This window comes from Janthinobacterium sp. CG_23.3, from assembly GCF_046115965.1.
In the GTDB taxonomy this organism is placed as follows: domain Bacteria; phylum Pseudomonadota; class Gammaproteobacteria; order Burkholderiales; family Burkholderiaceae_D; genus Janthinobacterium.
The window spans coordinates 1-12,428 of sequence record NZ_JBJXIB010000159.1; the positions used below are offsets into that span (position 1 = coordinate 1).

General features: G+C 60.3%; 13 protein-coding genes. 7 read left to right on the plus strand and 6 right to left on the minus strand.

From position 1 onward, the window contains the following. The first annotated feature begins 751 nt into the window (after positions 1-751). Positions 752-1,795, plus strand: a complete 1,044-nt coding sequence (locus tag ACFDR9_RS24900; protein ID WP_409032694.1) for a porin — start codon at positions 752-754, stop codon at positions 1,793-1,795. A 318-nt stretch (positions 1,796-2,113) separates the two neighbouring features. Then, complete coding sequence (locus ACFDR9_RS24905) at positions 2,114-3,262, plus strand: branched-chain amino acid ABC transporter substrate-binding protein (RefSeq protein ID WP_409032695.1); 1,149 nt, start codon at positions 2,114-2,116, stop codon at positions 3,260-3,262. Positions 3,263-3,403: 141 nt separating this feature from the next. Here ACFDR9_RS24905 and ispH read toward each other — a convergent pair whose 3' ends face one another. Next, a complete protein-coding gene (gene ispH / locus ACFDR9_RS24910; protein ID WP_017878806.1) occupies positions 3,404-4,351 on the minus strand; it encodes a 4-hydroxy-3-methylbut-2-enyl diphosphate reductase in 948 nt (315 codons plus the stop codon). A 32-nt stretch (positions 4,352-4,383) separates the two neighbouring features. After that, complete coding sequence (locus ACFDR9_RS24915; protein WP_017878805.1) at positions 4,384-4,839, minus strand: peptidylprolyl isomerase; 456 nt, start codon at positions 4,837-4,839, stop codon at positions 4,384-4,386. 93 nt (positions 4,840-4,932) lie between these two features. On the opposite strand from ACFDR9_RS24915, the gene radC reads away from it, so the two are divergent. From radC to ACFDR9_RS24940, 5 genes are all read left to right on the plus strand, one after another. Next, entirely contained in the window at positions 4,933-5,607 is a 675-nt protein-coding gene (radC, locus tag ACFDR9_RS24920; protein WP_017878804.1) for a RadC family protein, read from the plus strand. 179 nt (positions 5,608-5,786) lie between these two features. After that, the gene (rpmB, locus tag ACFDR9_RS24925; RefSeq protein WP_026637479.1) at positions 5,787-6,023 is read left to right on the plus strand and encodes a 50S ribosomal protein L28; all 237 of its coding nucleotides are present in this window, start codon (positions 5,787-5,789) and stop codon (positions 6,021-6,023) included. 22 nt (positions 6,024-6,045) lie between these two features. Continuing rightward, entirely contained in the window at positions 6,046-6,213 is a 168-nt protein-coding gene (gene rpmG, locus ACFDR9_RS24930; RefSeq protein WP_081611954.1) for a 50S ribosomal protein L33, read from the plus strand. Positions 6,214-6,335: 122 nt separating this feature from the next. After that, positions 6,336-6,824, plus strand: a complete 489-nt coding sequence (locus ACFDR9_RS24935) for a hypothetical protein (RefSeq protein WP_409032696.1) — start codon at positions 6,336-6,338, stop codon at positions 6,822-6,824. A gap of 3 nt (positions 6,825-6,827) precedes the next feature. Beyond that, on the plus strand, positions 6,828-7,139 hold the full coding sequence (locus tag ACFDR9_RS24940) for a hypothetical protein (RefSeq protein WP_409032697.1): 312 nt from the start codon (positions 6,828-6,830) through the stop codon (positions 7,137-7,139). 54 nt (positions 7,140-7,193) lie between these two features. On the opposite strand, the gene ACFDR9_RS24945 is transcribed toward ACFDR9_RS24940, so the two are convergent. The 4 genes from ACFDR9_RS24945 to purN form a co-directional block, all read right to left on the minus strand. Continuing rightward, complete coding sequence (locus tag ACFDR9_RS24945) at positions 7,194-8,402, minus strand: fatty acid desaturase (protein WP_409032698.1); 1,209 nt, start codon at positions 8,400-8,402, stop codon at positions 7,194-7,196. 128 nt (positions 8,403-8,530) lie between these two features. After that, on the minus strand, positions 8,531-9,886 hold the full coding sequence (locus ACFDR9_RS24950) for a mechanosensitive ion channel family protein (protein ID WP_409032699.1): 1,356 nt from the start codon (positions 9,884-9,886) through the stop codon (positions 8,531-8,533). A gap of 146 nt (positions 9,887-10,032) precedes the next feature. Next, a complete protein-coding gene (locus ACFDR9_RS24955; RefSeq protein ID WP_026133376.1) occupies positions 10,033-11,352 on the minus strand; it encodes an RsmB/NOP family class I SAM-dependent RNA methyltransferase in 1,320 nt (439 codons plus the stop codon). A 19-nt stretch (positions 11,353-11,371) separates the two neighbouring features. Beyond that, positions 11,372-11,980: a phosphoribosylglycinamide formyltransferase gene (purN, locus tag ACFDR9_RS24960; protein ID WP_409032700.1), complete on the minus strand. Its 609-nt coding sequence runs from the start codon at positions 11,978-11,980 to the stop codon at positions 11,372-11,374. Between the last annotated feature and the right edge of the window lie 448 nt (positions 11,981-12,428).

A 12,428-nucleotide genomic window follows, 5' to 3' on the forward strand; every position in this document is an offset into this window, starting at 1 on the left:
GCCATACACCATCGTATAGCCCAGGGCGACCAGCGCGTACATGCTGCCCAGCACCAAGCCGTTGATGATTTGTTGGATAAATGTATCCATGTTTTGCCTGCCCTTTATGAGTCGAATTATATTTGCGCAACGAACGCTATCAGAACAAACGACACCCAAAAAACAACACTTCGGGCGCCCCGCGTGCGTGCTGTGATGACAGCCATAGGCCGCGACTACGCGCTGACATCGGTGACATGTGCTGTTCGTCCCCGTGTGCGGTAGGTGCTTTGCCGTTGCCTGTCGAATACAGTAGCCAAAATGATTAGAAGGCAATCTCTAAAGCGCTGCCATAATAACTAAGAATACGATAAACATCACGGGAATTTAGCGACACTCCAAATAAAATTCTGTTGCTTTTGCAGAAATGTTAGACGAGTGGGTAGAGAGCTGAATGCCGAGACCCCCGCCCGGGCCAGGAAAGCCGATGGCGACCGTTTTTTATTCGCCGCCGTCAAGATAACAAATGTTGACATAACAATCATTAAATGCGTCAAATAATTACATTAAGGCAATAATGTGTCGTAAAAATGTCTACAAACTACATTCAATTTCTGATTTCGCATGATTTTTGTATGTTAAGTAAGTAATCTTTGGTCAAATAAGCTCAGCTTCTTGAATCGACAGAACAAGCAGACCTCGACCAGCACACAGCTGAGCCGATTGCAGCATTAAGAAGTTGTACAACATACTCTTTTAGGATGACCCAAAAATGAAAAAAACGCTTCTCGCACTCGCAGTCCTGGCATCGATCGCCGGCGTCGCATCCGCACAATCGTCCGTCACCATCTACGGTGTAGTCGACGCAGGTATTACCCGTGAGACAGGCGCTATTGCCGGCGCCGTCACCAAGCTGTCTACCGGTGTGCAATCGGGCAATCGCCTGGGCTTTAAAGGTACGGAAGATCTGGGCGGCGGTTTGAAGGCGAACTTCCAACTTGAAAACGGTTTCGACCTCGATACCGGCGCGCAACGCCAAAGTGGCCGTCTGTTCGGTCGCCAGGCTTGGGTTGGCCTGTCGGGTGCCTTCGGCGCCGTGAACCTGGGTCGTCAATACAACCCAATCTTCCTGTCGATGGATGCTATCGATCCGTTCGGTACCGGCTTGTCGGGCGCCACCACCAACCTGATGAGCGCTGGCACCGTGCGCGTCGACAACGCCATTACCTACTCGATGCCAGCAATCAACGGCTTCACCGCAACCGCCCTGTTCGGCGCCGGTGAATCGTCGAACGGCAACAAAGTCAACGCCAAAGCCGGCGCCTCGGTTGACTTCAACAAAGGTCCACTGCTGGTCACCGCGGCTTGGAACAAAGTCGCCTCGAATTCAGCCATCGTAGGTTCGAACGGTACCGAAGACATCCTGGTCGGCGCGACCTACAACTTCGGTCCGGTCACCGCGCATGCGGCTTACGAAACCGAAGAAGTCAACGATGGCAAAACGGCCAAGTACCGCGACTTCATGGTTGGCGCTAGCGTACCGGTCGGTCCAGGCAGCTTCCTGGCTTCCTACATCGACAAAAACGACCGCATGGCCAATTCGAAAAAAGGCGCCAAGCAGATCGCCGTCGGTTACCTGTACTCGCTGTCGAAGCGCACCAACCTGTACACCTCGTATGCACGCATCAAAAACGAAGCAGGCGCGCGTAACTACGTGAGCGATGCCTCCAGCGGTGGCGTGGCCGACGCGTCGAAAGAGCAAGCCCTGGGTTCGACCTCGAGCGCGTTCAGCGTCGGTCTCCGTCACAAGTTCTAATCGACGACGGCTATAACAGTATGGTGGTAAAGCGGCGCCCTCGTCCCCCGGATGTTGGCGCCGCTATATAAAATGAGGCATGGAACGGGCCCAGATGCGCTTTTGCGTATTGACACATGGCCCGGCGCTGTGTCATCGTGCTCCGAACCGCAACCAACGCGAATATTCGGCGCTGCGCCATCGAGATAAGATAGCACAACGACAGCATGCGCTTGAGCGGTTTGCGGTACGGCGGATGATAAATAGAGGCTACTCGATTAGCCCGGTAAGAAAAAAATGGCAAGTCCCTGTTTTTTTAAATCCTCTGGAGAAGACCTAATGCAGATCAGTACAAAAATCATGCCACTGGCTGGCGCCATTGCTTTCGCATTCGCCGGTACAGCCGCTGCCCAAGAAGTTGTCAAGATTGGCCACGTTGGCCCGATCTCAGGCGCGATTGCCCACTTGGGCAAAGACAATGAAAACGGCGCACGCATGGCTATCGACGAACTGAACGCCAAGGGCGTGATGATCGGCGGTAAAAAAGTCAAACTGGAACTGCTGACCGAGGATGATGCTGCGGATCCAAAACAAGCCACCGCCGTCGCCCAGAAACTGGTCGATGCAAAAGTGCAAGGCGTGATCGGCCACTTGAATTCGGGCACCACGATCCCGGCGTCGAAAATCTACAACGAAGCCGGCATCCCACAAATTTCGCCATCGGCAACCAACCCGAAATACACCCAACAAGGTTTCAAAACCGCCTTCCGCCTGGTCGCCAATGACGGCCAGCTGGGCGGCACGCTGGGTCGCTACGCCGTGCAAATCAACAAGGCCAAGAAAGTGGCCGTGATTGACGACCGCACCGCGTACGGCCAAGGCGTGTCCGAAGAGTTCATCAAAGGCGTGAACAGCAAAAAAGCCGGCACCGAAGTCGTCGGCCGCCAGTACACCACCGACAAGGCGACCGATTTCGGCGCTATCCTGACCGCCATCAAAGCCAAAAACCCGGACGTGATCTTCTTCGGCGGCATGGACGCCGTAGCCGGCCCAATGTTGCGCCAGATGAAACAGCTGGGCATTACCGCCAAGCTGATGGGCGGCGACGGCATCTGTACCGAAGCGCTGGCCACCCTGGCAGGCGATGCGATGGCTGACAATCAAGTTGTCTGCGCGGAAGCCGGCGGCGTTGAAGATGCACAAAAATCGACCCTGGACGACTTTAAAGCGGCATACAAGAAAAAATTCGGCGTCGACGTGCAGATCTATGCTCCGTACGTGTACGATTCCGTCATGACCATGGTTGAGGCAATGCAGAAAGCCGGTTCGTCCGATCCTGCCAAGTACCTGCCTTTCCTGGCCAAGACCAAGCGCAAAGGCGTGACCGGCAATATCGCGTTTGACGCCAAGGGCGACATGCTCGAAGGCACCCTGACCTTGTACACCTACAAAGGCGGCAAACGTTCGCTGCTGGCAGTGACCAAGTAATCATGTAAGCCTGCGCGCCGGCTGGTCCGGCGTCGCATTGAATCGATGGCCGCCCTGTTCGCAGGGCCGCCATCGATTTTTCTTTTGGGTCAAGACAAAACGGCCGCGCGAGGCAGCCGTTCCTTTGTGGCAGGCAGACCGCTACAGCGCGCCGGCCTTGACGCCGTCGAGTCCCCGCGGCATCGGGAACGTCACCGCCTCCTGCACCCCGTCCAGCGCGCGCACGCTGCGCACGCCGCACGCCTTCAAGCGGTCGATCACTGCCTGCACCAGCACCTCCGGCGCCGAGGCGCCGGCCGTGACGCCGATCCTGACCTTGCCTTCCAGCCAGGCCGGATCGATTTGCGCGGCGCTATCGACCATGTAGGCCGGCGCGCCCATCTTCTCGGCCACTTCGCGCAGCCGGTTCGAGTTCGAGCTGTTCGGGCTGCCGACGACGATCACCAGGTCGACCTGCGGCGCCATGAACTTGACGGCCTCCTGGCGGTTGGTGGTGGCGTAGCAGATGTCGCCTTTTTTCGGCTCGGCGATATTCGGGAAGCGCGACTTGAGCGCGGCAATGATGTCGGCCGTGTCGTCGACCGACAAGGTGGTTTGCGACACGTAGGCCAGCATGTCCGGGTTGTCGACGTTTAAGCCGGCGACGTCGGCCAGGGTCTCCACCAGGTGCATGCCGCGCTCGGCCTGGCCCATCGTGCCCTCGACCTCGGGATGGCCGTCGTGGCCGATCATGACGATCTCGCGGCCCTCGCGGCGCATCTTCGCCACTTCGACGTGGACCTTGGTCACCAGCGGGCAGGTGGCGTCGAAAATGCTCAGTCCGCGCGACTCGGCCTCGGCCCGCACCGCCTTCGAGACGCCGTGCGCGGAAAACACCAGTGTGTTGCCGGCCGGGACGTCGTCGAGGTCGTCGATGAAGATCGCGCCCTTGTTGCGCAGGTCGGCCACGACGTAGGCGTTGTGCACGATTTCGTGGCGCACGTAGATCGGCGCGCCGAACTGCTGCAAGGCGCGCTCGACGATTTCAATGGCGCGGTCGACGCCGGCGCAAAAGCCGCGCGGTTGCGCCAGCAGAATTTCTTTGTCCATCGCTCATCCTTTTATCTATGCGGCGCGGCCGCTTACAGCACCGAAATCAGTTGGACTTCAAACGTCAGCGCCTGCCCGGCGAGCGGGTGGTTGAAGTCGAAGATCGCCGAATCGCCCTTCAGTTCGCGCAACACGCCGGCAAAGCGGCCGCCGCCCGGCGCGGCGAAGTCAACCAAGTCGCCGATCTTGTAGTCGGCGCCCGGCACCGAGTTTTCGTCGAGCGTGGCGCGGGTGACCGGCTGTACCAGCTCCGGGTTGCGTTCGCCGAAGGCTTCGGCGGCGGCCAGCTCGAAGCGCTGGTGGCTGCCTTCGGGCAGGCCCATCAGGCAGTCCTCGAGGAAGGGCGCCAGTTGGCCCTGCCCCAGCATCAGGGTGGCCGGATTTCCGTTAAAGGTAGTGACAATATCAGTACCGCCGGCGCTGGCGAGACGATAATGCAAAGTGAGGTAGGCCGATTTGGTGACGACCGCGGTTTCGACGTTGGACATAATATTCAGTTAGCAGGCAAAGCGATATTGTAAGCCACCTTGCCGTCGCCGCCGCGGGCACTGCGCGGACGGCGGCACATTTCGGGGGGAAACATGGGAATTAATCAATGGCCGGCCCACGAACGGCCGCGCGAACGCCTCATCAGCGAGGGCGCGCAGGCGCTGTCGAACGCCGAACTACTGGCGTTGTTCCTGCGCACCGGCGTCAAGGGCAAGAGCGCGGTCGACCTGGCGCGCGACACCGTATTACACTTCGGCTCGCTGGGCGGCCTGTTCGGCGCCAGCCTGAACGACTTTTGCGCCGTGCACGGCCTGGGCGCCGCCAAGTTCGCGCAACTGCAGGCGGTGATGGAGCTGGCGCGCCGCGCCATCGGCGAGCAACTGACGGCCGGCCAGGCCCTCAGCTCGCCGCAGGCGGTGAAGGAGTACCTGCGCCTGATGCTGAGCAACAAATCGCATGAATCGTTCTACGTGTTGTTTTTGGACGTCAAGAACCGCTTGATCGAGGCCAAGGAAATGTTTCGCGGCACTTTGACCCACACCAGCGTCTACCCGCGCGAAGTGGTCAAGGAGGCGCTGGCGCGCAACGCCGCCGGCGTCATGCTGGCCCACAACCATCCATCCGGCACGCCGGAACCCAGCGAGTCCGACCTGCTGCTCACGCGCGCGCTGGTGCAGGCGCTGGCCCTGGTGGACGTGCGCATCCTCGACCATTTCGTCGTGGCCGGCTGCATGGTGCACTCGTTCGCCGAGCACGGCCAGTTGTAGCCGGACGCGGCCGGTAGGCGTGTTTACCGCGCCGCCGCGGGCGTAAACCGCGAAAAACGCAATTGTTAAATATATTTAAAACAACATGACACAATTGTTTTTCACAAGTCATTGATAATTCTGAGTTTTTTGGCTATACTCTCGTTTTTCCAATTGTGGAAGTCCTTAAGGAGTGCGATATGGCACGTGTTTGCCAAGTCACTGGGAAGAAGCCGATGGTCGGCAACAATGTTTCCCATGCAAACAACAAAACCAAACGTCGTTTTCTGCCTAACTTGCAGAATCGTCGTATTTTTGTTGAATCTGAAAACCGCTGGGTCTCCCTGCGCTTGTCCAACGCCGGTCTGCGCGTCATCGACAAAGTCGGCATCGACGCCGTATTGACCGATATGCGCGCTCGTGGCGAAAAAGTCTAATTAGCAGAATAAGGGAGCTATCATGGCAAAATCAGGCCGCGACAAAATCAAGTTAGAATCGACCGCCGGTACGGGTCACTTCTACACGACTACCAAAAACAAGCGTACCACGCCTGCGAAAATGGAGATCATGAAATTTGATCCTAAAGTTCGCAAGCACGTAACGTACAAAGAAACAAAGATCAAGTAATCCGGTCTCTGTCGCTTTGGAAAAAAGCCGCTCCACGAGCGGCTTTTTTTACGTCCGCGAATCGCCTCCCCGCCTGGGCGGCCGATTTCCTTTTCCCAGCCTCACTTTGAATGGCGCTTTCCATGAAACCAATACGCACCCTTGCCGTGGTCGCCATCTGGGCAAGCGTCGCTTGCACGACCGGGGCCACGGCCTCCGACATGCGGACCGGTAACGGTAGCGCCGCACGCCCGTTCCAGTTCGAACCCCGCCTGGAGGATGGGCCGGGCGATCTGCACGGAGCTGCGGTGGGCCGCATCAGCGTGCTACGCGCCGCCGATCGCCGGGTAGTCTATTCCGAGGACACGCCGTTGCAACCAGGTTGTAACGCCATCCCCGCGATGACACTACTGACGCCGCATCTGCTTGCGCTATGCGGCAATTTGGGCGGCCGGCACTACACCTACAAGGTCTTGCGCAGCGCCGGGGCGTCGCTAGAGGTTGCCACGCTCGATATGCAGGATGGCAACGAGCCGCTCCATGTGGGCAGCGATGGCCGCGTATTCGGCGTCGTCATGCGGCGCGACGTTTACCCCCAGTTGACGGGGCCGCGCTATTTTCCATTGGTGTAGGGCTTGCGGGAGGACGGCGCCAGTTTCGGTTTCCGGCCCGACTTTAGCAGCGCGGCGGCGCCGCTGTATCGGCGCCGCTATCAGTTAATGAAACAACATAACAATGCCCAACAAGAGGCAGAGGAAATGCTGGCGATGCTGCTGGCTACCCAGGATCGGGCCTTTGTCTGCCAGGAATTGGCCTATCTGGAGAATATGCTCGTTAAGGGCGGCAAGTTCCAAGACGGGCAAGCGGCGCGCGGTTTCTTGACAGACTGGGCGCAGAAATTACCGGAGGTGGGATATCCCGCGTTCAACGATTTCACTTGTCAATGAGCGTAAAAAAGCCCCGCAAGCGGGGCTTTCTGCCGCTACGCGGACGCGGTGGCGTCAGGAATAACTGCGCAGACGGAAAGAGAACTCTTGCAGCGACTTGATACCGGACGCCTCGGCGCGCGCGCACCAGTCTTGCAGCTTGTGCAGCAACTGGTCGCGGGTGAAGTGCGAACGCTCCCAGATTACGCCCAGTTCGACGCGCATGTGGTGCATGGTTTCCAACGCCTTGCTGTGTTGGAACAATTCGCTCAGTTGTTGCTGCTGCGCGCCTTCCAACTTGCCCGGCTCGCGTTGCATCAGCTTACGCGACGATTTCAGGAAACGCGCCTCCAGTTCGGCCTTGCCCTTGAGCACAGCCAATTCTTCCTTCCACGCGTGCTTGATCGACTTGGCGTATTTCGACATGACGTCGTAGCGGTTGGCGATCACCGATTGCAGGGTGTCGAAGTCGGCTTCCATTTTTCCGTGCGCGAACTTCGGTTCCGGCGCGCGCTTCTTCACCTTGGCCAGGCCCATCATTTCCAAGGCGCGGATATAGCCCCAGCCGATATCGATTTCATACCATTTCGACGACAGCTTGGCCGACGTCGCGAAGGTGTGGTGGTTGTTGTGCAATTCCTCGCCGCCGATCAGGATACCGAACGGAATGATGTTGGTGGCGGCGTCGGCGCAGTCGTAGTTGCGGTAGCCCCAATAGTGGCCGATGCCGTTGATGATGCCGGCGGCGGTGACGGGAATCCACATCATTTGCACTGCCCACACGGACACGCCGAGCACGCCGAACAGCGCGATGTTAATGAAAAACAAGGCAACCACGCCCTGCCAGCTGAAGCGGGTGTACAGATTGCGTTCGATCCAGTCGTCTGGCGTGCCATGGCCGTACTTCTCGATGGTTTCCATGTTTTTCGACTCGATACGGTACAGCTCGGCACCCTCGAACAGCACTTTCTTGATGCCGCGGGTGACCGGGCTGTGCGGATCTTCCACCGTGTCGCATTTGGCGTGGTGCTTGCGGTGTACGGCGGCCCATTCCTTGGTGACCTGGCCGGTCGTCAGCCACAGCCAGAAACGGAAGAAATGGCTGGGGATGGCGTGCAGCTCCAACGCGCGGTGGGCCTGGTGGCGGTGCAAATAAATCGTCACGCTGGCGATGGTAATATGGGTTACCGCCAAGGTGTAAAAGAATACTTCCCAGCCCGAAAAGCCGGTGATGCCGTTGGCCAGAAACTCCAGCGTGGCATTTACAACTGAACTTAAAGTCATTACTACTCCAAAGTGAATGGCGTGTTGACGGTCGCTCCCGCTACGCCAGAGAGGTCCGTTTTTCTCGATTTTGAACGCAATTGTACGCTGCTTTCAGATTTTTCAAGCGAAGCATTGCCGAGATACATCTACCCGGGCACAACGCCGGGGGCGGCGCCCGGCGCGCCGCCCGCTTCGGCGGCGAAAGCGCCGGCGCCGGCCGGCGCGCCGACAATGCGCACCTCGCGCTGCGGAAAGGGCACGGAAACATTGCTGGCCTTCAGCGCGTGCCAGATCGCCCGGTTGACGTCGGAGGTGACGCCGCCGCGGCCGTTCTCGGGGTCGCTGATCCAGAAGCCCACTTGCAGGTCGAGGCCGTCGGCGCCGAAGCGCAACAAGGTCGCCGACGGCGCAGGCTCCGTGGCCACGCGCGCAACGCTGGCGGCGGCGGCGACCAGCATCACCAGCACCGCCTCCAAGTCGGACTCGTAGGCCACCGACACCTGGGTCGAGAGCGCCAAATTGCGGTTTGACAGCGAGGAGTTTTGCACCGCCCCGGCGATGAACATTTCATTGGGCACAATCGACTCGATCCCGTCCAGCCCCTGCAACACCGTGTAGCGGGTGTTGATCTGCGTCACCCGGCCACTGTACTTGTCGACCGTGATCATGTCGCCGATCGACAAGCTGCGGTCGAGCAGGATAATGAAGCCGGACACGTAGTTACTGGCGATCTTCTGCAAACCCAGGCCGAGGCCGACACCAAGCGCGCCGCCGAACACCGACAACACCGTCAAGTCGATGCCCACCAGCGACAGGCTGAGCAGCACCGCCAGCAGGATCAGCACGGCGCGTGCCATGCGCGCCATCACCACCCGCAGCGACGAATGCATGCCCGACAGCTTCATCAAGCGGTCTTCCAGCGTGGCACCGGCCCACATGGCCAGCATCAGCAACACTGCGACCGAGACGATGGCTTGCAAGATGGTGGCGACCGACACCTTGTGTTTGCCCAGCGGCAGCGTGGTCTGGTCCAGGTACTCGAACAGGTCTGGCCACAGGCCGGTGATGTACAAGGCCACGGCCAGCCACACCAGTAGCGCGAAGACTTTTTCAAACGTCACCAGGGCGGCGCCGACCTGGCCGTGGCGGGCGAAGACCTTGCGCAACATATAGAAGCCGAAACGGATCAAGGCTAGCGAGCTGCACAGCGGCAGCGCGACGCTAAGGGCGTGGACGTGCTGCGATTTGCTCAGGAAATATTGGGCGACGGCCATCAGGCCGGCAATCAGCGCCGGCGTGAGCACGCGCATGAAGCTTTCGATGCCGAAATGTTCGGCGGTGGGCGCCTGCGTGTTGCGCACGAAGGCCGCGCGCAAGCCGTGGGCGAGTGCCCAGCCGAGGATAACGCTGGCGAGAATGGCGCCAATCTGCCACATCATCGCCGGATTGCGCACATCGTCGGCCAAATCGGCGATCAGACTCAGGAGCGGGATTTGGTTCATGTCGTGGGGGAAGTGAACGAAGCCTAAAAAATCAAAGGTGTCAATCTTAGCGCGCCGGCGGCGTAAAAAAACATCAGCCCAAGGCAAACGGCCCTTGGTTTTGATGAATTCAACGACGAAGCCGCGGCGCCCTGCCGCGGCCCGCCTTACTCGGCGGCCGCTTCGGCGCCGTCGGCGTCTTCCACCTTGTCGGCGAATACTTTCTTAGGCATGACTTTGCGCTCGAACACGGCGGCGAAGAAGCCGTCGGTATGGTGGCGGTGCGGCAACAGTTTCAAGTAGTCGCCCATTTCCAGGTCGATTTTCTGTTCGGCCAAGACCTGCGACATCGGCAACAGGAAGAAGTCCGGATGGCCCGCCAGGAACTGCTCGGCGATCTGGTCGTTTTCCTCGTTCAGGAAGCTGCAAGTCGCGTACACCAGGCGTCCGCCGCCTTTGACCAAGCGCGCCGCGCCGGCCAGGATGGCGGCCTGCTTTTCCTGCAGTTCGACGATCGATTGCGGCTGTTGACGCCATTTGACGTCGGGATTGCGGCGCAGGGTGCCCAGGCCGCTGCACGGCGCGTCGACCAGCACGCGGTCGATCTTGCCGGCCAGGCGCTTGATCTTGGCGTCGCGCTCATGCGCGATCTGCACCGGATGGACGTTCGACAGACCGCTGCGGGCCAGGCGCGGCTTCAGCTTGGCCAGGCGTTTTTCCGACACGTCGAAGGCGTACAGCCGGCCGGTGTTGCGCATCAGCGCGCCCAGCGCCAGCGTCTTGCCGCCGGCGCCGGCGCAGAAATCGACCACCATCTCGCCGCGCTTGGCGCCGACGATTTGCGCCAGCACTTGGCTGCCCTCGTCCTGCACCTCGATTGCGCCGCTCTGGAACAAGGGCATGTTTTGCAGCGACGGCTTCTTCAGCACGCGCAAGCCGAGCGGCGCGTACGGCGTCGGCGTGCTCAGCACCGGCGCTTCGGCCAGCGCGACCATCACGTCTTCGCGGTTCGACTTCAGCGAATTGACGCGCAGGTCGAGCGGCGCCGGCGCGTTCAGCGCGTCGGTCAGCAGCATCGTTTCGGCTTCGCCGTACTGGGCGATGAGCTTGTCATACAGCCATTTCGGCATGTTGGCGCGCATCGTCGGCTGCATCAGGTTGCGGTCGATCTGGGTGATGCGTTCCAGCCATTCGGTTTCTTCCTCGGTCAAGCCGCCCAGCGAATCGGCGCCCATCGCCTCGGCCAGGCCGAGGATGGTCAGGCGGCGCATGGTCGGGCCGCTGCCGGCCTCGGCGAAGTCGGTGAAGAAGGATTTGTTGCGCAACACCGCGTAAATGCCTTCGGCGACGGCGCCGCGCTCGCGCGAGCCAAGCCGCGGGTGGTCGCGGAAATAGCGCGACAGGGTGGAGTCGGCTGGCGCCGTGAAACGCAAAATTTCGCGCAAGACTTCTTCGGCGTTGGCCAGAATCGCTGGTGGCAATCTCATAATATTTTCCTGTCTATATTTATTGTGTGTCCACGCGGACAGTGCCCTGCTCGATCGACAGCTTGCCGTCGATGAAGAGGCGGATCGCGCGCGGGTAAAGCAAATGTTCCTGGACCAACACGCGCGCCGACAGCGTGTCGGCGGTGTCGTCCGGTAAAACCGGCACCGTTGCCTGCGCAACCACGGGGCCGTGGTCGAGTTCGGCGGTGACGAAGTGCACCGTCGCGCCGTGCTCGCGCATGCCGCTGGCCAGCGCCTGCTCGTGCGTGGCCAGGCCGGGGAAGTGCGGCAGCAGCGACGGGTGGATGTTCAGCATGCGCCCGGCGTAGTGCTCGACGAAGGGCGCCGTCAAAATCCGCATGAAGCCGGCCAGCACCACCAGGTCGGGGGCGAAGCCGTCAATCGCGGTTCGCAGGGCGGCGTCGAACTCGGCGCGGCTAGCGTAGTCCTTGTTGGCCACGACGGCCGTCGCGATCCCCTTGTCGGCGGCGAAGGCCAGGCCTTTGGCGTCGGCGCGGTTGCTGATGACGGCGGCAATGCGGGCCGGCCATTGCTCGGCCTGGGCCGCGCGGACGACCGCTTCCATATTGCTGCCGCGCCCGGAAATGAGGATAACGATGTTTTTCATCAATTTTGCTCTGAGAGACTTCGCGGTTGAAGGCGAAGAGTGGAAGGAGCCGACTGCGACTAGGCGTTAACCTGGCGCGTAAAAGCGGTGAACGGTGTTGCGTGCCGACCGGGAGAGCGGCGGATCCGGCCTCTGTTGCGCGTGCGCGTCGCCTTTGTGGGCAGCCTTCCTGTGCAGCGAAGAAGGCGTCAAACCGCGCATTGTACCTGCTATGGCGGCGCGAACCAAGGAAGCAGCGCAAATTTGTTGCGGCGCAGCACGCGAAAAGCCGGACCGCGTCGGCGTCGGCCGCGTCCGGCGCGGGGCGCGCGCGGGCGGGGGAGGGGGGCCTCCCCGCACGAACACAAAAAACAAAAAAAAAACCCTTTCTTCCTCCCCCCCCCCACCCCCCCCACAAACACGCCCAGACCAGCGTTCCGCCTCCCCCTCTCTCATTTCTCCTTTTTTT